Raw genomic sequence first — 21,268 nt, forward strand, 5'->3', positions numbered from 1 at the left:
GATGCTTTCTCGAAAGACTAAAGTTGAGTAGAATCCCCAGCCCGGGAAGTCACAAACCCTCATTCGCGAAACCGAGGCAGTTACCATGTTTTATCCAGATCCTTTTGACGTCATCATCATCGGCGGGGGTCATGCAGGCACAGAGGCGGCAATGGCCGCAGCTCGTATGGGTCAGCAGACCCTGCTTCTGACACACAATATCGACACGCTGGGGCAAATGTCCTGTAACCCGGCTATCGGCGGTATTGGCAAGGGACATTTGGTTAAGGAAGTGGATGCCCTCGGTGGCCTGATGGCAACCGCGATCGATCATGCAGGTATTCAGTTTAGGATACTAAACGCCAGTAAAGGCCCGGCAGTCCGCGCCACTCGTGCGCAGGCAGACCGCGTGCTTTACCGCCAGGCCGTGCGCACCGCGCTGGAGAACCAACCCAACCTGATGATTTTCCAGCAGGCGGTTGAAGATCTTATCGTTGAGAACGATCGTGTCGTTGGCGCAGTGACCCAGATGGGCCTTAAATTCCGTGCAAAAGCGGTTGTGCTTACCGTAGGCACCTTCCTCGATGGGAAGATCCACATCGGGCTGGATAACTACAGCGGCGGTCGTGCTGGCGATCCTCCGTCGATCCCGCTGTCACGTCGCTTACGTGAACTGCCTCTGCGCGTGAGCCGCCTGAAAACAGGCACGCCTCCGCGTATTGACGCCCGCACCATAGATTTTAGCGTACTTGCTCCACAGCATGGGGATAACCCAATGCCTGTCTTCTCGTTCATGGGGAACGTGAACCAGCATCCGGAGCAGGTACCTTGCTACATCACGCATACCAATGAGCAGACCCACGAGGTCATTCGTAATAACCTCGACCGTAGCCCAATGTATGCCGGGATTATCGAAGGCATTGGCCCTCGTTACTGCCCGTCTATCGAAGACAAAGTGATGCGTTTTGCCGATCGTAACGCGCACCAAATATTCCTTGAGCCTGAAGGGCTGACCAGCAATGAGATTTACCCTAACGGGATCTCCACCAGCCTGCCGTTTGACGTTCAGATGCAGATCGTCCGCTCTATGAAGGGGATGGAGAATGCGAAGATCGTTCGTCCTGGCTACGCTATTGAGTACGACTTCTTCGATCCACGCGATCTGAAGCCGACGCTGGAAAGTAAGTTTATTCAGGGACTGTTCTTTGCTGGCCAGATTAACGGCACCACCGGTTACGAAGAAGCTGCAGCTCAAGGCCTGCTTGCCGGTCTGAACGCCGCCCGCTTCTCTGCGGAGAAAGAGGGCTGGGCACCACGTCGCGACCAGGCATATCTTGGCGTGCTGGTGGATGACCTGTGTACGCTGGGGACCAAAGAACCGTACCGCATGTTTACCTCTCGGGCTGAATACCGCCTGATGCTGCGTGAAGACAACGCCGATCTGCGTTTGACCGCGGCAGGTCGTGAACTGGGACTGGTAGACGATGCTCGCTGGGCTCGCTTCAACGAGAAGCTTGAGATGATCGAGCGTGAACGCCAGCGCCTGAAAGACATCTGGCTGCACCCGCATTCTGAGCAAGTGGCAGAAGTGAATGCTCAGCTTAGCGCGCCGCTTTCGAAAGAAGCTAACGGCGAAGATCTGCTGCGCCGTCCGGAAATGACCTATGCTTCGATGATGCAGCTGTCGACTTTCGCGCCAGGTCTGGAAGATCCTCAGGCTGCCGAGCAGGTTGAGATCCAGGTTAAGTACGAAGGCTACATCGCTCGCCAGCAGGATGAGATTGAAAAACAGCAGCGCAATGAGAATACTGTGCTGCCTGCAACGCTCGACTATAGCCAAGTGAGCGGGCTGTCTAACGAGGTGATCGCCAAGCTTAACGATCACAAACCGGTTTCCATTGGTCAGGCATCCCGTATTTCGGGAATTACTCCTGCGGCAATCTCGATTTTGCTTGTCTGGCTTAAGAAACAAGGGCTGCTGCGACGCAGCGCCTGAAAATAATAGACGACAACAGGCCAGGCAATCCTGGCCTCTTTTTTTGATAGGTTTACGACGTGCTGACTAAATTATCTCGCCTGCTGAAAGATGCCGGCATCACCTTGCCAGAACATCAGCAGCAGCAACTGGTGGGCTACGTCTCGCTGCTCGACAAATGGAACAAAGCGTACAATCTCACTTCGGTGCGTAATCCTGATGAAATGCTGGTGCGCCATATTCTGGACAGTATTGTGGTCGAACCGCATTTGCAGGGGAGCCGGTTTATTGATGTCGGTACGGGCCCTGGTTTGCCTGGCATTCCGCTGGCAATCGTGCGTCCTGATTCGCATTTCACCCTGCTGGACAGTCTCGGCAAGCGCGTCCGGTTCCTGCGCCAGGTGCAGCATGAACTGAAGCTTGAGAACATCACCCCGGTCCAAAGCCGTGTGGAGGATTTCCCGGCGGAGCCACCGTTTGACGGCGTGGTCAGCCGTGCTTTTGCCTCGCTAAGCGACATGGTGAACTGGTGCCATCATCTGCCGGGGGAACACGGGCGATTTTATGCGCTGAAGGGAGTACGCCCGGATGAAGAGATGACTGAACTGCCGGCCGGATTCACAGTGGAAAATATCGTCAAACTCAGCGTGCCAGCCCTGGAAGGGGAGAGGCATTTGGTGCTGATTAAGGCAAACAAAACTTAATATTTATCAAAAAACGGCGCGATTGGAATGTTTCACTGAGGTTAAAAAATGAGAGGGTTACCGATGAAATGCCTGGTTACATTTAACCAATCTTTAACTCGGATTTATCCTGCTTTTAACCTCAAGACGATTAATTACCAGGGTAATAATTTTATTTGAAAATATCATCCGGCTAAAATTACGCCGAAAAATGGTCCCTTTCGAATGTTAAAAGTTTAACTGGAATGTCAATGAAAGGTTTTTATAGCGTTTCAAGTTGTTTTAAACAGAGTGCGCATTAATCAGCTTAATTATCAATCATATGTAATTTGTGCTTTCTTAGGCTGCAAAATAATGCCTGGCGATAAGATGTTTAATTTGTGATCGTGTGCACGCTTTGCTGTCGGGGATTTCGACTTATTTGCACTTTTTGAGGAAGCCGATGCGATTCCCCAAAAGTCAGAAAATGGCTCTGCGGAAAATTAATTAAACATTTGTTCACCTTTTCGCTACTTATTGTTTGAAATCACTGGGCCGCACCGTATAATTTGCTCGCTTTTTGAGGCTTGACTCAGCGTCGCAAAGACAGTTTTATACGACACGCGACATACCTCATAGGTAGCAGGAGTTAGGAAACGTCATGTCTGTGTCGCTCTTGAGTAAGAACGTAGCCCGCAAGCTTTTGTTCATCCAACTTCTGGCTGTAGTCGCAATTGGATTGCTGTTTTGCCTTAAAGCTCCTTCTTGGGGCGCTTCCGCTCTCGGTGGAGGCCTGGCAGTTTGGCTGCCAAACGTGCTGTTTATGATTTTTGCCTGGCGCCATCAGGCGCATACACCCGCTAAAGGCCGTGTGGCCTGGACATTCGCTCTCGGCGAAGTGCTAAAGGTGATTGCGACCTTCATCATTTTAGTGGTGGCGCTGGCGTACTTTAAGGCGGTGGTATTGCCGCTAATAGTGACGTGGGTTTCGGTGCTGGTTGTGCAGATACTCGCACCAGCTGTAATTAACAACAAAGGGTAAGAGGCATCATGTCTGCAGGAGAAATCTCTACACCGCAGGAGTATATAGGTCACCACCTGAATAACCTTCAGTTGGACCTGCGTACTTTCTCGCTGGTGGATCCGCATAACCCCCCGGCTACCTTCTGGACGCTCAACATCGACTCCATGTTCTTCTCAGTATTTCTGGGTCTGGTGTTCCTGGTGTTGTTCCGTAAAGTGGCGAAAACCGCAACCAGCGGTGTCCCGGGTAAATTCCAGACTTTTGTAGAGCTGATTATTGGCTTTGTGCATGGCAGCGTGAAAGACATGTACCATGGCAAAAGCAAGGTTATCGCTCCACTCGCCCTGACGATTTTCGTCTGGGTCTTCCTGATGAACTTGATGGATCTGCTGCCTATCGATCTGCTGCCATACATTGGTGAGCACATCTTTGGCCTGCCAGCCCTGCGCGTGGTGCCGTCTGCGGACGTGAATATCACCCTCTCTATGGCGCTGGGCGTGTTTATCCTCATTCTGTTCTACAGCATCAAAATGAAAGGCATTGGCGGCTTCACGAAAGAGCTGACGCTGCAGCCGTTCAATCACTGGGCATTTATTCCTGTCAACTTAATCCTTGAAGGGGTAAGCCTGCTGTCCAAACCTGTATCACTGGGTCTGCGACTGTTCGGCAACATGTATGCCGGTGAGCTGATTTTCATTCTGATTGCAGGTCTGTTGCCGTGGTGGTCACAGTGGATTCTGAATGTGCCGTGGGCCATTTTCCACATCCTGATTATTACGCTGCAAGCCTTCATCTTCATGGTTCTGACGATCGTCTATCTGTCGATGGCGTCTGAAGAACATTAATTTACTTACCACTACTGCGTTTAACTGAAACAAACTTGGAGACTGTCATGGAAAACCTGAATATGGATCTGCTGTACATGGCTGCCGCTGTGATGATGGGTCTGGCGGCAATCGGTGCTGCGATCGGTATCGGCATCCTCGGGGGCAAATTCCTGGAAGGCGCTGCACGCCAACCAGATCTGATTCCACTGCTGCGTACTCAGTTCTTTATCGTAATGGGTCTGGTGGATGCAATCCCAATGATCGCTGTTGGTCTGGGTCTGTACGTGATGTTCGCCGTCGCCTAGTGAGCGATGTTTGAGTCATCTAGTAATATCAGAACGTTAACTAACAAAGAGGCATTGTGCTGTGAACATTAACGCAACAATCCTCGGCCAGGCCATCGCGTTTGTCCTGTTTGTAATGTTTTGCATGAAGTACGTATGGCCGCCATTAATGGCAGCCATCGAGAAACGTCAAAAAGAAATTGCTGACGGTCTTGCTTCTGCGGAACGTGCTCAAAAGGACCTTGACCTTGCACAGGCCAACGCGACCGACCAGCTGAAAAAAGCCAAAGCGGAAGCTCAGGTGATCATTGAGCAGGCGAACAAACGCCGTGCCCAGATCCTTGATGAAGCGAAAACTGAGGCAGAGCAGGAACGTAATAAAATCGTTGGACAGGCTCAGGCAGAAATCGACGCTGAGCGTAAACGCGCTCGTGAAGAGCTGCGTAAGCAGGTCGCTCTGCTGGCTATTGCCGGTGCCGAGAAGATAATCGAACGTTCCGTAGATGAAGCTGCTAACAGCGACATCGTCGATAAACTGGTCGCTGAACTGTAAGGAGGGAGGGGCTGATGTCTGAATTTGTTACTGTAGCTCGCCCCTACGCCAAAGCAGCTTTTGACTTTGCCGTCGAACACCAGAGCGTAGACCGCTGGCAGAACATGCTGGCGTTTGCTGCCGAGGTAACGAAAAACGAACAAATGGAAGAGCTACTTTCCGGTGCATTGGCACCCGAGACGCTCGCAGATTCGTTCATCGCCATTTGCGGCGAGCAGCTGGACGCCAACGGCCAGAACCTGATTAAGGTGATGGCTGATAACGGTCGTTTAAAAGCGCTCCCGGATGTTCTCGAGCAGTTTGCGCATTTACGCGCGCTCAGTGAAGCGATTGCAGAGGTTCAGGTAACTTCTGCTGCTGAGCTGAGTAATGAGCAACTCGCGAACATTACGACCGCAATGGAAAAACGTCTGTCACGCAAAGTTAAGCTGAATTGCAAAATCGATAAGTCTGTTATGGCGGGCGTTATCATCCAGTCGGGTGATATGGTCATTGATGGTAGCGTACGCGGCCGTCTTGAACGCCTTGCAGACGTCTTGCAGTCTTAAGGGGACTGGAGCATGCAACTGAATTCCACCGAAATCAGCGAACTGATCAAGCAGCGCATTGCTCAGTTCAATGTTGTGAGCGAAGCTCATAACGAAGGTACAATTGTTTCTGTAAGTGACGGTATTATCCGCGTTCACGGCCTGGCCGATTGTATGCAGGGTGAGATGATTTCCCTGCCGGGAAACCGTTACGCTATCGCACTGAACCTGGAGCGCGACTCCGTAGGTGCTGTAGTTATGGGTCCATACGCTGACCTTGCCGAAGGCATGAAAGTTAAGTGTACGGGCCGTATTCTGGAAGTGCCGGTCGGCCGTGGCCTGCTGGGCCGCGTGGTGAACACCCTGGGTGCGCCAATCGACGGTAAAGGTCCGGTTGATAACGATGGCTTCTCGCCAATCGAAGTTATCGCACCGGGCGTAATCGAACGTCAGTCCGTCGATCAGCCGGTTCAGACCGGTTATAAATCCGTCGATGCGATGATTCCAATCGGCCGTGGCCAGCGTGAGCTGATCATCGGTGACCGTCAGACCGGTAAAACCGCGATGGCAATCGATGCCATCATCAACCAGCGTGACTCCGGCATCAAATGTGTGTACGTGGCTATCGGCCAGAAAGCGTCCACCATTTCTAACGTGGTTCGTAAACTGGAAGAGCACGGTGCACTGTCCAACACTATCGTTGTTGTGGCCACTGCATCTGAATCCGCTGCACTGCAATACCTGGCGCCATATGCCGGTTGCGCAATGGGCGAATACTTCCGTGACCGCGGTGAAGATGCGCTGATCGTATACGATGACCTGTCCAAACAGGCTGTTGCTTATCGTCAGGTTTCCCTGCTGCTTCGTCGTCCACCAGGTCGTGAAGCCTTCCCAGGCGACGTGTTCTACCTCCACTCCCGTCTGCTGGAGCGCGCATCCCGCGTTAACGCGGAATACGTGGAAGCTTTCACCAAAGGTGAAGTTAAAGGTAAAACCGGCTCCCTGACCGCTCTGCCGATCATCGAAACCCAGGCGGGTGACGTTTCTGCGTTCGTTCCAACCAACGTAATTTCGATTACCGATGGTCAGATCTTCCTGGAAACCAACCTGTTTAACTCCGGTATTCGTCCGGCGGTTAACCCAGGTATTTCGGTCTCTCGTGTTGGTGGTGCTGCTCAGACCAAGATCATCAAGAAACTGTCCGGTGGTATCCGTACCGCGCTGGCACAGTATCGTGAACTGGCTGCGTTCTCTCAGTTCGCATCCGATCTGGACGAAGCAACCCGCAAACAGCTGAGCCACGGTCAGAAAGTGACCGAGCTGCTGAAACAGAAACAGTATGCCCCAATGTCTGTTGCACAGCAGGGCCTGGTACTGTTCGCGGCTGAACGCGGTTACCTCGAAGACGTGGAACTGGCGAAAATCGGTAGCTTCGAAGCCGCTCTGCTGGCTTACGCTGACCGTGATCACGCTCCGCTGATGCAAGAAATTAACCAGACCGGTGGCTATAACGACGAGATCGAAGGCAAGCTGAAAGGCATCCTCGACTCCTTTAAAGCAACCCAGTCCTGGTAACGTCTTAGCGGCTTGTCTTAGGGCAGGCCGCGAGGCATTGAGGAGAAGCTCATGGCCGGCGCAAAAGAGATACGTAGTAAGATCGCAAGCGTCCAGAACACGCAGAAGATCACCAAAGCGATGGAGATGGTCGCCGCTTCCAAAATGCGTAAATCGCAGGATCGCATGGCGGCCAGCCGTCCTTATGCAGATACCATGCGCAAAGTGATTGGTCACCTTGCTAACGGTAATCTGGAATATAAGCACCCATACCTGGAAGAACGCGACGTTAAGCGCGTGGGCTACCTGGTGGTGTCGACCGATCGTGGTTTGTGCGGCGGTTTGAACATTAACCTGTTCAAAAAAGTGCTGGCGGATATGAAAGAGTGGTCCGATAAGGGCGTTCAGAGCGAACTCGCGATGATCGGCTCGAAAGGCGTTTCTTTCTTCAACTCCGTTGGCGGCAACGTGGTTGCTCAGGTTACCGGCATGGGAGATACCCCTTCCCTGTCCGAACTGATCGGCCCGGTGAAAGTGATGCTGCAAGCCTACGACGAAGGTCGTCTGGACAAGCTGTACGTTGTCAGCAACAAATTTGTTAACACCATGTCTCAGGTTCCGACCATCACTCAGCTGCTGCCGTTACCGGCATCAGAAGATGAGGAGCTGAAGCGTAAATCCTGGGACTACCTGTACGAACCAGACCCGAAAGCGCTGCTGGACACCCTGCTGCGTCGTTATGTCGAGTCTCAGGTTTATCAGGGCGTCGTAGAAAACCTGGCCAGCGAGCAGGCCGCACGTATGGTGGCGATGAAAGCCGCAACCGATAACGGCGGCAGCCTGATTAAAGAGCTGCGGTTGGTATACAACAAAGCTCGTCAGGCCAGCATTACTCAGGAACTTACCGAAATCGTCGGTGGCGCGTCCGCGGTTTAAACCAGGTTATTACCCTAAATAGTTCGGTTTGCAGAAAGGCGGCAACTGAGCGAATCCTCAAGCGCTTACTTAAGTAAGTGACTGAGGTGAGGGAAGGCAGTCAACGCATCTGCAAGTTGAAATATGACGGGTAAACGAATTACGTAGAGGATTCAAGATGGCTACTGGAAAGATTGTCCAGGTAATCGGCGCCGTGGTGGACGTCGAGTTCCCTCAGGACGGCGTACCGCGCGTTTATGACGCGCTTGAGGTACAGAACAACAATGAGAAGCTGGTGCTGGAAGTTCAGCAGCAGCTCGGCGGCGGTATCGTGCGTACCATCGCAATGGGTTCTTCCGACGGTCTGCGTCGTGGTCTGGTAGTAACAGACCTCGAGCACCCGATCGAAGTCCCGGTAGGTAAAGCGACCCTTGGCCGTATCATGAACGTGCTGGGTCAGCCGATCGACATGAAAGGCGACATCGGCGAAGAAGACCGTTGGGCGATTCACCGCGCAGCACCTTCCTACGAAGAGCTGTCCAGCTCTCAGGAATTGCTGGAAACCGGCATCAAAGTTATCGACCTGATTTGTCCGTTCGCTAAGGGCGGTAAAGTAGGTCTGTTCGGTGGTGCGGGCGTAGGTAAAACCGTAAACATGATGGAGCTGATCCGTAACATTGCGATCGAGCACTCCGGTTATTCCGTGTTTGCGGGCGTGGGTGAGCGTACTCGTGAGGGTAACGACTTCTACCACGAAATGACCGACTCCAACGTTCTGGATAAAGTAGCACTGGTTTACGGCCAGATGAACGAGCCACCAGGTAACCGTCTGCGCGTAGCGCTGACCGGTCTGACCATCGCGGAAAAATTCCGTGACGAAGGCCGCGACGTTTTGCTGTTCGTTGATAACATCTACCGTTATACCCTGGCCGGTACCGAAGTATCTGCACTGCTGGGTCGTATGCCTTCTGCGGTAGGTTATCAGCCAACTCTGGCAGAAGAGATGGGTGTTCTTCAGGAGCGTATTACCTCCACCAAGACCGGTTCTATCACCTCCGTACAGGCCGTTTACGTTCCTGCGGATGACTTGACTGACCCGTCTCCGGCGACCACCTTTGCGCACCTGGACTCAACCGTTACGCTGAGCCGTCAGATCGCATCTCTGGGTATTTACCCGGCCGTTGACCCGCTGGACTCCACCAGCCGTCAGCTGGATCCACTGGTTGTTGGCCAGGAGCACTACGACACCGCGCGTGGCGTTCAGTCTATCCTGCAGCGTTACCAGGAACTGAAAGACATCATCGCGATTCTGGGTATGGACGAACTGTCCGAAGAAGACAAACTGGTTGTAGCTCGTGCGCGTAAGATCCAGCGCTTCCTGTCTCAGCCATTCTTCGTAGCAGAAGTCTTTACCGGTTCTCCAGGCAAATACGTTTCGCTGAAAGATACCATCCGTGGCTTTAAAGGCATCATGGACGGCGAATACGACCATCTGCCAGAGCAGGCGTTCTACATGGTTGGCTCCATCGACGAAGCCGTTGAGAAAGCGAAAAAACTTTAACGCCTAATCGGAGGGTGACATGGCTATGACTTACCACCTGGACGTCGTCAGCGCGGAGCAGCAAATGTTCTCCGGTCTGGTCGAGAAGATCCAGGTAACGGGTAGCGAAGGTGAGCTGGGTATCTACCCTGGTCACGCCCCGCTGCTCACCGCCATTAAGCCTGGTATGATTCGCATCGTTAAACAGCACGGACATGAAGAGTTTATCTACCTGTCCGGCGGTGTTCTGGAAGTTCAGCCGGGTAACGTAACCGTTCTGGCTGACACCGCGATTCGCGGTCAGGATCTCGACGAAGCGCGTGCCCTGGAAGCGAAACGCAAAGCTGAAGAGCACATGCACAGCTCCCACGGTGACGTGGATTACGCTCAGGCTTCTGCTGAACTGGCTAAAGCGATCGCCAAACTGCGCGTTATCGAGTTAACCAAAAAAGCGATGTAACTACCTGCTTGAAAAGACAAATGCCAGTCCGGGAAACCTGACTGGCATTTTTTTATTCCCCAGCTTTATTCCATGCTCAAAATAACCATAAAACCAGCTAGATAGCGCCTTACTCAGGGAATTTAGCCCGTCTTTTGGCCTTAATTTTCATGGATTCTACCGTAATTACTGCTATAAAAGACGCTAGAAATGTAAAGGCGGTGAAATTAGCAGCAGCGTATTTTTTGGTGCAAAATATGTAGAATTTTCAAGGCTAAATCGCTTTACTTCACACACTAAACAGATTCAGGACACGTATGTCAAACAGCGCAATGAGCGTGGTTATCCTTGCCGCCGGCAAAGGAACCCGCATGTATTCAGATCTTCCAAAGGTGCTGCACACGCTGGCTGGGAAGCCAATGGTTCAGCATGTCATTGACGCCGCTAATAAATTAGGCGCTCAGCGGGTGAACCTGGTTTATGGCCACGGCGGCGACCTGCTAAAGCAAACCCTGAATGACGGCACGCTTAACTGGGTGCTGCAGGCTGAGCAGCTGGGAACCGGCCATGCCATGCAGATGGCGGCCCCGTTCTTTGCCGATGACGAAGATATTCTGATGCTGTACGGCGATGTACCGCTGATCTCGGTGGAGACTTTGCAGCGCCTGCGTGAAGCCAAACCGCAGGGCGGTATCGGCCTGCTGACCGTTAAACTTGACGACCCTACCGGCTATGGCCGCATTGCGCGGGAAAATGGCAAGGTCGTTGGCATCGTTGAGCATAAAGACGCCAGCGAAGAGCAGCGTAAAATCAACGAAATCAACACCGGGATTCTGGTGGCTAATGGCGCAGATCTGAAGCGCTGGCTTGGTAAGCTGGATAACAACAACGCCCAGGGCGAGTTCTACATCACGGACATTATTGCCCTGGCCCACGGGGAAGGGCGCGAAATCGCCGCCGTTCATCCGGATCGCCTGAGTGAAGTCGAGGGCGTGAACAACCGCCTGCAGCTCTCTCGTCTGGAACGTGTCTACCAAACGGAACAGGCCGATAAGCTGCTGCTGGCTGGCGTCATGCTGCGCGATCCGGCTCGTTTCGATCTGCGCGGTGAATTAACGCACGGGCGCGATGTTGAAATCGATACTAATGTCATTGTGGAAGGCCGCGTAACGCTGGGCAACCGCGTGAAGATCGGGACTGGCTGCGTGATTAAAAACGCGGTCATCGGTGATGACTGCGAAATCAGCCCGTATACGGTTATCGAAGATGCGACGCTTGAAGCCGCCTGCACCATCGGGCCATTTGCCCGCCTGCGTCCTGGGGCTGAACTGGCCGAAGGGGCTCACGTTGGCAACTTCGTCGAGATGAAGAAAGCTCGCCTGGGTAAAGGCTCGAAAGCTGGCCATCTGAGCTACCTCGGTGATGCCGAAATTGGTGATAACGTGAACATCGGTGCGGGCACAATTACCTGTAACTACGATGGCGCGAACAAACATAAAACCATTATTGGTGATGACGTGTTTGTGGGTTCTGATACTCAGTTGGTGGCGCCGGTTACCGTGGCGAGTGGCGTTACGATTGGTGCCGGGACGACCGTCACCCGAGACGTGGCTGAAAATGAATTGGTGATCAGTCGCGTAAAACAAAAACACATTCAGGGCTGGCAGCGCCCGGTGAAGAAAAAATAACGGATTTATACCCCTCACCTTAACCCTCTCCCCACAGGGGAGAGAGGATCATTCGGTGCGGTGTTTTTCTCCCTCGCCCCTTTGGGGAGAGGGCCGGGGTGAGGGGATAACATAATCCTCCCCCCAAAGGCAGTAACCATAAAAATAACCCCACTCTCTACAAGGCTCGGGGCTCCGGAAATACCGGATTAATACCCTATGGATTTCGTGCTGTGGAAAGGCAGCAAGCTTGTTAATCCCCGGGAGCTTACATCAAGTAAGTGACCGGGGTGCGCAAGCGCAGACAACGCATCTACAGTGCGAAAGACGACGGGTAATACACAGGTCAGCGACAACACATGGCTAACGCCATTATCAGGACTTAAAAATTATGTGTGGAATTGTTGGCGCAGTAGCGCAACGTGATATCGCTGAAATCCTTCTTGAAGGACTACGTCGTCTGGAATACCGCGGGTACGACTCTGCGGGTCTGGCGGTTGTGGACGACAAAGGTCAGATGACCCGCTTGCGTCGTCTGGGTAAAGTACAGAAGCTGGCAGAAGCGGCGCAAGAAACCGCTCTGCATGGTGGCACCGGTATCGCTCACACTCGCTGGGCAACGCACGGCGAACCTTCAGAAATTAATGCTCACCCACATGTCTCCGACCACATTGTGGTCGTACACAACGGTATCATCGAAAACCACGAGCCGCTGCGTGAAGCGCTGCAGTCTCGTGGCTACACGTTTGTCTCCCAGACGGACACCGAAGTTATTGCTCACCTGGTGCACTGGGAGCTTGAGCAAGGTGGCACGCTGCGTGAAGCGGTACTTCGTGCTATCCCACAGCTTCGCGGCGCTTACGGCACCGTTATTATGGACATCCGTAACCCGGATGTTCTGCTGGCCGCACGTTCCGGTAGCCCGATGGTTATCGGTCTGGGCATGGGTGAAAACTTCATCGCTTCTGACCAGCTGGCATTGCTGCCGGTAACCCGTCGCTTCATCTTCCTTGAAGAGGGCGATATCGCCGAAGTGACTCGCCGCGCGGTCACTGTTTTTGATACCAAAGGCGAGCAGGTTAAGCGCCCGGACATCGAATCTAATCTGCAGTATGACGCTGGTGACAAAGGCATTTATCGTCACTACATGCAGAAAGAGATCTACGAGCAGCCGAACGCCATCAAAAACACCCTTGCCGGGCGTATCAGCCACGGCGAAGTGGATCTGACGGAGCTGGGGCCAAAAGCCAATGAAATGCTCTCTCAGGTCGAGCATATTCAAATCGTAGCCTGCGGCACCTCCTATAACTCAGGTATGGTTTCCCGTTACTGGTTTGAATCGCTGGCCGGCGTGCCTTGCGATGTCGAAATCGCCTCTGAATTCCGCTACCGCAAATCTGCTGTTCGTCGCAACAGCCTGATGATCACCCTTTCCCAGTCTGGCGAAACGGCGGACACCCTGGCGGCGCTGCGCCTCTCCAAAGAGCTGGGCTATCTTGGTTCACTGGCGATTTGTAACGTGGCTGGCTCTTCTCTGGTGCGCGAATCCGACCTGGCGCTGATGACCAATGCCGGAACCGAAATCGGCGTAGCTTCAACCAAAGCGTTCACCACTCAGCTCACCGTTTTGCTGATGCTGGTGGCGAAGCTGAGCCGCCTGAAAGGTGCCGATGCACAGATCGAGCACGATATCGTGCATGGTCTGCAGGCGCTGCCAAGCCGTATCGAGCAGATGCTGTCCCAGGACAAGCGCATTGAGCAGCTGGCGGAAGATTTCTCCGACAAGCATCACGCGCTGTTCCTTGGCCGTGGCGATCAGTATCCGATCGCTATGGAAGGCGCGCTGAAGCTGAAAGAGATCTCCTACATTCACGCTGAAGCCTATGCGGCCGGTGAGCTGAAGCATGGCCCGCTGGCGCTGATCGACGCGGACATGCCGGTCATCGTTGTGGCTCCGAACAACGAGCTGTTGGAAAAACTGAAATCCAACATCGAAGAAGTTCGTGCCCGCGGCGGCCAGCTGTATGTCTTCGCCGACCGCGACGCAGGCTTTACCAGCAGCGACAACATGCACATCATCGAGATGCCGCATGTGGAAGAGGTGATTGCGCCTATCTTCTACACCGTGCCGCTACAGTTGCTGTCTTACCACGTGGCGCTGATCAAAGGCACCGACGTGGACCAGCCGCGTAACCTGGCGAAATCGGTAACAGTGGAATAAGCTGTTGTCATAAATGTTGAAGAATAAGCTGCCTACGGGCAGCTTTTTTATTGCACGCCTGTTGAATATAACTATTTGATTTTTATTTGGATAATGAGTGGGTTTGGCTTAGGTGTTATCGCAGGTCTGCATTGTCATAAAACCGTCATAATTCGTACATTTAACTGTCACCAAACTGTCCTATTTTCTACCCTGTATTTAATTAAACAACAATTTACGAACATCTGGCAGGAGACATTATGAACGTTATGCGTACCACTGTCGCAACTGTTGTCGCCGCGACCTTATCTCTGAGCGCTTCTACTGCGTTTGCAGCTGCAAGCCTGACTGGCGCTGGTGCAACTTTCCCTGCGCCGGTGTATGCCAAGTGGGCAGATACCTACCAGAAAGAAACTGGTAACAAGGTGAACTACCAGGGTATCGGTTCCTCCGGCGGCGTAAAGCAAATCATTGCTAACACCGTTGACTTCGGCGCTTCTGACGCCCCTCTGGCGGATGACAAATTACAGCAAGAAGGCCTGTTCCAGTTCCCTACCGTGATCGGCGGCGTGGTGCTGGCGGTTAACCTGCCTGGCTTCAAGTCTGGCGAGCTGGTTCTGGACGGCAAAACCCTGGGCGACATCTACCTGGGCACCATCAAAAAATGGAACGACCCGGCGATTGCTAAACTGAACCCTGGCCACAAACTGCCGGATCAGAACATCGCGGTTGTTCGTCGTGCTGACGGCTCCGGTACTTCCTTCGTGTTCACCAGCTACCTGTCTAAAGTGAACGAAGAATGGAAATCTAAAATTGGCGCAGGCTCTACCGTTAACTGGCCAACCGGTCTGGGCGGTAAAGGTAACGACGGCATCGCGGCCTTCGTACAGCGTCTGCCAGGTTCTATCGGCTACGTTGAATACGCTTACGCTAAGCAAAACAACCTGACTTACACCAAGCTGCTGTCCGCTGACGGTAAGCCGGTTAGCCCGACCGAAGCAAACTTTGCTAACGCGGCTAAAGGCGCTGACTGGAGCAAATCTTTCGCACAGGATCTGACCAACCAGAAAGGTGACGAAGCGTGGCCAATCACCTCCACCACCTTCATCCTGGTCCACAAAGAGCAGAAAAACCCTGAGCAGGGCGCAGAAGTGCTGAAGTTCTTTGACTGGGCATACAAATCTGGCGCGAAAGAAGCTAACGGCCTGGATTACGCAACGCTGCCGGCCTCTGTGGTTGAGCAAGTTCGCGCTGCATGGAAGACCAATGTAAAAGACAGCTCCGGTAAGGCGCTGTACTAAGTGCAAAAATCTGGGGTAACAGGTATGTTACCCCGGTTTATTCAGCAACCACGAAGAGTACGCTATGGCTGTGACTAAGCCGACGTTTAAAGCCCCCGGCAAACAAGGCGATGTAATTTTCAGTGCGCTAGTAAGACTGGCTGCGCTGATTGTGCTATTTCTGCTGGGTGGGATTATCATCTCGCTGTTTATCTCCTCGCTGCCGAGCATTGAGAAGTTTGGCTTCTCCTTCCTCTGGTCCAAAGAGTGGGATGCCCCTAATGAAATCTTCGGCGCGCTGGTGCCGATTTACGGAACCCTCGTAACCTCGTTTATCGCGCTGCTGATTGCGGTGCCGGTGAGCTTTGGTATCGCCCTGTTCCTGACAGAACTTGCGCCCGGCTGGCTTAAGCGCCCGCTGGGTATCGCCATTGAACTGCTGGCGGCCATTCCAAGTATCGTGTACGGCATGTGGGGCCTGTTTATCTTTGCTCCCCTGTTCGCGACTTACTTCCAGGAACCCGTAGGCAACGTGCTCTCTGCCGTGCCTATCGTTGGTGCGCTGTTCTCTGGCCCTGCGTTTGGTATCGGTATTCTTGCTGCCGGTGTGATCCTCGCCATTATGATCATCCCGTACATCGCCTCCGTAATGCGTGATGTTTTCGAGCAAACGCCGGTAATGATGAAAGAATCGGCCTACGGCATCGGCTGCACCACCTGGGAAGTTATCTGGCGCATCGTTCTACCGTTCACCAAAAACGGCGTGATCGGCGGCGTGATGCTTGGCCTTGGCCGCGCGCTAGGTGAAACCATGGCGGTGACCTTTATTATCGGTAACACCTACCAGCTCGACAGCGCTTCGCTGTATATGCCAGGCAACAGCATCACCTCAGCGCTGGCTAACGAATTCGCCGAAGCGGAATCCGGCCTGCATACCGCCGCGCTGATGGAGCTTGGCTTAATCCTGTTTGTGATTACCTTTATCGTACTGGCTATCTCTAAGTTCATGATTATGCGCCTGGCGAAAAACGAAGGGGCTCGCTCATGACCACGATGGAAATGCAAAGCAGCGCGGCGCTGGCTGAATCGCGCCGTAAAATGCAGGCTCGTCGCCGCATGAAAAACCGCATCGCCCTGACGCTCTCTATGGCGACAATGGCGTTCGGTCTGTTCTGGCTGGTGTGGATCCTGTTTTCCACGGTGACCCGTGGCATCGACGGCATGTCGCTGGCGCTGTTTACCGAAATGACGCCTCCGCCAAATACCGCGGGCGGCGGTCTGGCGAATGCCCTGGCGGGCAGCGGCCTGCTTATCCTGTGGGCGACGGTTATCGGCACGCCGCTCGGCATCATGGCCGGGATTTATCTGGCCGAATACGGCCGTAAATCTGCGCTGGCCGAAGTGATTCGTTTTATTAACGACATTCTTCTGTCCGCTCCGTCGATTGTGGTCGGCCTGTTCGTTTACACCATCGTGGTGGCGAAAATGGAACACTTCTCCGGCTGGGCGGGCGTGATTGCGCTGGCGCTGCTGCAGGTACCTATCGTCATTCGTACCACTGAAAATATGCTGAAACTGGTGCCGGACAGCCTGCGCGAAGCGGCCTACGCGCTGGGAACACCAAAATGGAAGATGATCTCCGCGATTACGCTGAAAGCGTCCGTCTCCGGGATTATCACCGGCGTGCTGCTGGCGATTGCCCGTATCGCGGGTGAAACCGCACCGCTGCTCTTCACCTCCCTCTCCAACCAGTTTTGGAGCACGGACATGATGCAGCCTATCGCCAACCTGCCGGTGACCATTTTCAAATTTGCTATGAGCCCGTTTGCCGAGTGGCAACAGCTGGCCTGGGCAGGGGTGCTGATCATTACCCTCTGCGTGCTGCTGCTGAATATTCTGGCGCGCGTGATTTTCTCGAAGAGTAAACACGGTTAAATTTTACGGCGCGGCTCTCGCGGCGCCGGACGGAGATTAAGACACAGATGAGTAAGGTTGATTTAGCCCCAGGCAAAATCCAGGTTCGCGATCTGAACTTCTACTACGGTAAGTTCCACGCGCTGAAGAACATCAATCTGGATATCGCGAAGAACCAGGTTACCGCCTTCATTGGGCCGTCAGGCTGTGGTAAATCCACCCTGCTGCGCACCTTTAACAAAATGTACTCGCTCTATCCTGAGCAGCGTGCAGAAGGCGAAATTCTGCTGGATGGGGAAAATATTCTCACCCAGAGCCAGGACATCGCCCTGCTGCGTGCCAAAGTCGGCATGGTCTTCCAGAAGCCGACGCCGTTCCCGATGTCCATCTATGACAACATCGCTTTTGGCGTGCGTCTGTTTGAAAAGCTGTCCCGCAGCGACATGGATGAGCGCGTGCAGTGGGCATTGACCAAAGCCGCACTGTGGAACGAAACTAAAGATAAACTGCACCAGAGCGGCTACAGCCTCTCCGGTGGTCAGCAGCAGCGTCTGTGCATTGCTCGCGGGATCGCGATTCGCCCGGAAGTGTTGCTGCTGGACGAGCCGTGTTCGGCGCTTGACCCGATTTCAACCGGGCGTATTGAAGAGCTGATCACCGAGCTGAAAGAAGACTATACCGTAGTGATCGTGACCCACAACATGCAGCAGGCGGCGCGTTGTTCTGACCACACGGCGTTTATGTACCTCGGCGAGCTGATCGAATTCAGCGAAACCGATACGCTGTTTACTACGCCAGCGAAGAAACAAACCGAAGATTACATTACTGGCCGCTACGGTTGATTGGAGAGCGCGATGGATAACCTCAACTTAAACAAACACATTTCTGGCCAGTTCAACGCCGAGCTGGAGTACATCCGTACTCAGGTGATGACGATGGGCGGGCTGGTGGAACAACAGCTCTCCGACGCGATTACTGCGATGCACAACCAGGACAGCGAGCTGGCGAAGCGCGTTATCGCCGGTGACCAGAAGGTCAACATGATGGAAGTGGCGATCGATGAAGCCTGCGTGCGCATCATCGCCAAACGCCAGCCAACCGCCAGCGACCTGCGCCTGGTGATGGCCATCATCAAAACCATCGCCGAGCTGGAACGTATTGGTGACGTAGCGGATAAAATCTGCCGCACCGCGCTGGAGAAATTCTCCCAGCAGCACCAGCCGCTGCTGGTCAGCCTCGAGTCGCTGGGTCGCCACACCGTGCAAATGCTGCACGACGTGCTGGACGCTTTTGCGCGTATGGATCTGGATGAAGCGGTACGTATCTACCGCGAAGACAAGAAAGTTGACCAGGAATATGAAGGCATCGTGCGTCAGCTGATGACCTACATGATGGAAGACTCCCGCACCATTCCAAGTGTGCTGACCGCGCTGTTCTGCGCCCGCTCTATCGAGCGTATCGGTGATCGTTGTCAGAACATCTGCGAATACATCTTCTACTTCGTGAAGGGGCAGGACTTCCGTCACGTGGGCGGCGATGAGCTGGACAAGCTGCTGGCGGGTAAAGATCCGAAAGAGTAAGTGCACTTCTTCTCTGTCGCCCTCTCCCCTTTGTGGAGAGGGCCGGCACATTTTTTTCTCCCTCGCCCCTTTGGGGAGAGGGCTGGGGTGAGGGGCAATTACTTCCCGAACAAACGCCGCGAATTATCCTCGATCTTCCCTGAAATCCTACGCTTCTGCATCGTTCTACTCCAGCTTACCGACAGCCCAGCAGCCGACAAAAGCCGGTGATATTGCGAATCATCAAACGGCATATGCCAGGCAATGGCGATAGCTTCTGCCACCGTCACGTCGCTAACGCGTGATACCAGCTCCAGCGGCGCATCGGCAGAAACATTCCCCGCCAAAACCACGCGATAAAGCCAGCCGCAGTAGCCTGCTTCCTGCATCCGGGTCGCCATATCCTCTACGCCAAAATGGTAGTTAAGCTTAAAGCACGGCGAACGAGGCTGGGTTACCTGAATCAGCGCCTCACCCCAGCGGTAAATATCGCCCATATAGACGTTCTCTTCCGTCATCCCTTCCGTAGACAGGTTTTCGCCGAAGGCCGGGGCATTAAACAGCTCCGTCTTATCCGGGAAGATTTGCGCCCAGTGCTGATAATGCTCGCGCGGATAGTGGCACAGCGCCCTGTCCGGCCCGCCGTGAATCACCTTTTCCGCCTGCTCGTCTCCCTCCAGCCCAAGTTCGGTCAGGAGAAGTTCGCCGTCCACCTGCACCTTGGCGATGGCGCTGGGCCGACTCCCTTCGTAAGCACTGATCTGACCAACGTAAACCTGAAGCGGATAGCGATGCATAAGCGACTCCCTGCGAAATAGACATAAAAAAAGCGAGCCATCAGGCTCGCTTCTCTAAGGTCGTATTGCAACCTTATTTTTTAGCGGCGAAACGAGCTGCTGCTTCGTCCCAGTTAACTACGTTCCAGAACTCTTTCGCGTAGTCCGGGCGACGGTTCTGGAATTTCAGGTAGTAAGCGTGTTCCCAAACGTCCAGGCCCACAATCGGGAAGCCGGAAGCGCCGGAGATAGCTTCGCCCATCAGCGGGCTGTCCTGGTTTGCAGTAGACACTACAGCCAGTTTGTCGCCTTTCAGCACCAGCCACGCCCAGCCGGAGCCGAAACGGGTAGCTGCAGCTTTTTCGAACTCAGCTTTGAACGCGTCAACGCTGCCGAAATCGCGCTCGATAGCGGCTTTCAGGTCACCTTTCAGCTCGGTGCCTTTTTTCAGGCCTTTCCAGAAGAAGCTGTGGTTAGCGTGGCCGCCGGCGTTGTTACGCAGCGCGGTTTTCTTATCAGCAGGCAGCTGATCCAGTTTGGTAATCAGCTCTTCAGCAGACAGGCTGGCAAACTCAGGCAGGGATTCCAGCGCGGCGTTCGCGTTGTTAACGTAGGCCTGGTGGTGTTTGCTGTGGTGGATTTCCATGGTTTCTTTATCGAAATGCGGTTCCAGCGCGTCGTAAGCGTAAGGCAGGGATGGCAGTGTATAGCTCATATTCATCGTCTCCATTAACGTAGAGCGGCTGTAGTGCTGTTAACGCCGCGTAATCAGTCGGTTCATTATAGTTAATTAAATGATATTGAAAATGTTTATCAATGCCGTACTTAGCGTGTGGTTATAACTTTTCTTCATGAAACCACGGCTTACGGCTATAACGCCGCGGGTAAAAAGCCCTTTTTTCAGAGTAACGGCGAATTGTTACCCGGTCGTGACGTAACGGCATGAGAAGAGCCCAAGAGGAGTGCAAATTGTGATCGCCATCGGCGGCTCTCGCTGGATTTTGCCAGCGTAGCGCAGGCGATGGGAATAAATACTCAAGGAATCAGCGAAGAGCAGGCAAGTTTCAAGGCCATCGAAGCGATTCGTGCGCTGTCGGCCAGAGTGGGCATTCCATCAGGATTCCGTGAGCTTGGCGTGGAGCCTGCCGATATTGAAGGCTGGCTGGACAAGGCGCTGGCCGACCCGTGCGCGCCGTGTAATCCAAGAACCGCCTCGCGCAAAGCAATCCGCGAGCTTTACCTGGAGGCATTATGATCAGGAAAGCCTTTGTCATGCAGGTTAATCCTGACGCCCACGAAGAGTATCAGCTCCGCCACTCGCCCATCTGGCCGGAGCTGGAAGAAGTCCTTAAGCAGCACGGAGCCCATCATTATGCAATCCATCTGGATGAGCAGCGTCACCTGCTTTTTGCCACGGTGGAGATCGAGTCCGAAGCGCGTTGGAATGCGGTTGCTGACACCGAAGTTTGTCGGCGCTGGTGGCGGCATATGAGCGACATTATGCCCGGCAACCCGGACGGCAGCCCGGTTAGCCAGGCGCTAAAAGAAGTGTTCTGGCTCAGGTAGAGAAAAGGCCCGCTTCCGGGCCTTATT

The 21,268-nt window shown here is 53.7% G+C and carries 21 protein-coding genes and 1 pseudogene; 20 read left to right on the forward strand and 2 right to left on the reverse strand.

Annotated features, from left to right (window positions below; genetic code table 11):
• The first annotated feature begins 85 nt into the window (after window positions 1-85).
• From mnmG to phoU, 18 genes are all read left to right on the forward strand, one after another.
• Entirely contained in the window at window positions 86-1,975 is a 1,890-nt protein-coding gene (gene mnmG / locus CNE01S_RS02555) for a tRNA uridine-5-carboxymethylaminomethyl(34) synthesis enzyme MnmG (RefSeq protein WP_061273129.1), read from the forward strand.
• Between the two features lie 59 nt (window positions 1,976-2,034).
• Window positions 2,035-2,658 (forward strand): 16S rRNA (guanine(527)-N(7))-methyltransferase RsmG, encoded by a 624-nt coding sequence (gene rsmG / locus CNE01S_RS02560; protein WP_061273132.1) that lies wholly within the window; start codon window positions 2,035-2,037, stop codon window positions 2,656-2,658.
• Window positions 2,659-3,277: 619 nt separating this feature from the next.
• Window positions 3,278-3,658, forward strand: a complete 381-nt coding sequence (atpI, locus tag CNE01S_RS02565; RefSeq protein ID WP_045784452.1) for a F0F1 ATP synthase subunit I — start codon at window positions 3,278-3,280, stop codon at window positions 3,656-3,658.
• Between the two features lie 8 nt (window positions 3,659-3,666).
• Complete coding sequence (gene atpB / locus CNE01S_RS02570) at window positions 3,667-4,485, forward strand: F0F1 ATP synthase subunit A (protein WP_039299003.1); 819 nt, start codon at window positions 3,667-3,669, stop codon at window positions 4,483-4,485.
• Window positions 4,486-4,532: 47 nt separating this feature from the next.
• Window positions 4,533-4,772 (forward strand): F0F1 ATP synthase subunit C, encoded by a 240-nt coding sequence (atpE, locus tag CNE01S_RS02575; RefSeq protein WP_000429386.1) that lies wholly within the window; start codon window positions 4,533-4,535, stop codon window positions 4,770-4,772.
• Between the two features lie 61 nt (window positions 4,773-4,833).
• The gene (gene atpF / locus CNE01S_RS02580; RefSeq protein WP_061273142.1) at window positions 4,834-5,304 is read left to right on the forward strand and encodes a F0F1 ATP synthase subunit B; all 471 of its coding nucleotides are present in this window, start codon (window positions 4,834-4,836) and stop codon (window positions 5,302-5,304) included.
• A gap of 14 nt (window positions 5,305-5,318) precedes the next feature.
• Window positions 5,319-5,852, forward strand: coding sequence for a F0F1 ATP synthase subunit delta (gene atpH, locus CNE01S_RS02585; protein WP_061273145.1), 534 nt, complete (start codon window positions 5,319-5,321; stop codon window positions 5,850-5,852).
• 12 nt (window positions 5,853-5,864) lie between these two features.
• A complete protein-coding gene (atpA, locus tag CNE01S_RS02590; protein WP_008457747.1) occupies window positions 5,865-7,406 on the forward strand; it encodes a F0F1 ATP synthase subunit alpha in 1,542 nt (513 codons plus the stop codon).
• Between the two features lie 51 nt (window positions 7,407-7,457).
• Window positions 7,458-8,321 (forward strand): F0F1 ATP synthase subunit gamma, encoded by an 864-nt coding sequence (gene atpG / locus CNE01S_RS02595; protein ID WP_045784450.1) that lies wholly within the window; start codon window positions 7,458-7,460, stop codon window positions 8,319-8,321.
• A gap of 157 nt (window positions 8,322-8,478) precedes the next feature.
• Window positions 8,479-9,861, forward strand: coding sequence for a F0F1 ATP synthase subunit beta (atpD, locus tag CNE01S_RS02600; protein ID WP_061273148.1), 1,383 nt, complete (start codon window positions 8,479-8,481; stop codon window positions 9,859-9,861).
• A gap of 19 nt (window positions 9,862-9,880) precedes the next feature.
• Window positions 9,881-10,300 (forward strand): F0F1 ATP synthase subunit epsilon, encoded by a 420-nt coding sequence (locus tag CNE01S_RS02605; protein WP_008457739.1) that lies wholly within the window; start codon window positions 9,881-9,883, stop codon window positions 10,298-10,300.
• Window positions 10,301-10,596: 296 nt separating this feature from the next.
• The gene (gene glmU, locus CNE01S_RS02610) at window positions 10,597-11,967 is read left to right on the forward strand and encodes a bifunctional UDP-N-acetylglucosamine diphosphorylase/glucosamine-1-phosphate N-acetyltransferase GlmU (RefSeq protein ID WP_061273151.1); all 1,371 of its coding nucleotides are present in this window, start codon (window positions 10,597-10,599) and stop codon (window positions 11,965-11,967) included.
• A 370-nt stretch (window positions 11,968-12,337) separates the two neighbouring features.
• On the forward strand, window positions 12,338-14,167 hold the full coding sequence (gene glmS / locus CNE01S_RS02615; protein ID WP_061273154.1) for a glutamine--fructose-6-phosphate transaminase (isomerizing): 1,830 nt from the start codon (window positions 12,338-12,340) through the stop codon (window positions 14,165-14,167).
• A gap of 239 nt (window positions 14,168-14,406) precedes the next feature.
• Entirely contained in the window at window positions 14,407-15,447 is a 1,041-nt protein-coding gene (gene pstS, locus CNE01S_RS02620) for a phosphate ABC transporter substrate-binding protein PstS (RefSeq protein ID WP_061273157.1), read from the forward strand.
• A 64-nt stretch (window positions 15,448-15,511) separates the two neighbouring features.
• The gene (gene pstC / locus CNE01S_RS02625; protein ID WP_061273161.1) at window positions 15,512-16,474 is read left to right on the forward strand and encodes a phosphate ABC transporter permease PstC; all 963 of its coding nucleotides are present in this window, start codon (window positions 15,512-15,514) and stop codon (window positions 16,472-16,474) included.
• Window positions 16,471-17,361: a phosphate ABC transporter permease PstA gene (gene pstA, locus CNE01S_RS02630; RefSeq protein WP_038477343.1), complete on the forward strand. Its 891-nt coding sequence runs from the start codon at window positions 16,471-16,473 to the stop codon at window positions 17,359-17,361. Before pstC ends, pstA begins: the two co-directional genes overlap by 4 nt.
• Before the next feature lie 47 nt (window positions 17,362-17,408).
• Window positions 17,409-18,182 (forward strand): phosphate ABC transporter ATP-binding protein PstB, encoded by a 774-nt coding sequence (gene pstB, locus CNE01S_RS02635; protein ID WP_008457722.1) that lies wholly within the window; start codon window positions 17,409-17,411, stop codon window positions 18,180-18,182.
• Window positions 18,183-18,194: 12 nt separating this feature from the next.
• Window positions 18,195-18,920 (forward strand): phosphate signaling complex protein PhoU, encoded by a 726-nt coding sequence (gene phoU, locus CNE01S_RS02640; protein ID WP_008457720.1) that lies wholly within the window; start codon window positions 18,195-18,197, stop codon window positions 18,918-18,920.
• 98 nt (window positions 18,921-19,018) lie between these two features.
• Here phoU and yiiM read toward each other — a convergent pair whose 3' ends face one another.
• Together yiiM and sodA are read right to left on the reverse strand one after the other, a co-directional pair.
• Window positions 19,019-19,696, reverse strand: coding sequence for a 6-hydroxyaminopurine reductase (gene yiiM / locus CNE01S_RS02645; protein ID WP_061273163.1), 678 nt, complete (start codon window positions 19,694-19,696; stop codon window positions 19,019-19,021).
• A gap of 73 nt (window positions 19,697-19,769) precedes the next feature.
• Window positions 19,770-20,390: a superoxide dismutase [Mn] gene (gene sodA / locus CNE01S_RS02650; RefSeq protein WP_038477349.1), complete on the reverse strand. Its 621-nt coding sequence runs from the start codon at window positions 20,388-20,390 to the stop codon at window positions 19,770-19,772.
• A 285-nt stretch (window positions 20,391-20,675) separates the two neighbouring features.
• On the opposite strand from sodA, the pseudogene CNE01S_RS02655 reads away from it, so the two are divergent.
• Window positions 20,676-20,930: pseudogene (locus CNE01S_RS02655) on the forward strand (L-threonine dehydrogenase); the annotation flags it as partial.
• Window positions 20,927-21,241 (forward strand): L-rhamnose mutarotase, encoded by a 315-nt coding sequence (gene rhaM, locus CNE01S_RS02660; RefSeq protein WP_061273169.1) that lies wholly within the window; start codon window positions 20,927-20,929, stop codon window positions 21,239-21,241. The pseudogene CNE01S_RS02655 and the gene rhaM, both read left to right, overlap by 4 nt.
• The last annotated feature ends 27 nt before the right edge of the window (window positions 21,242-21,268 follow it).

Origin of the sequence: Cedecea neteri NBRC 105707 = ATCC 33855 (assembly GCF_001571265.1) — a bacterium.
GTDB classification, from domain to species: Bacteria; Pseudomonadota; Gammaproteobacteria; order Enterobacterales; family Enterobacteriaceae; genus Cedecea; species Cedecea neteri.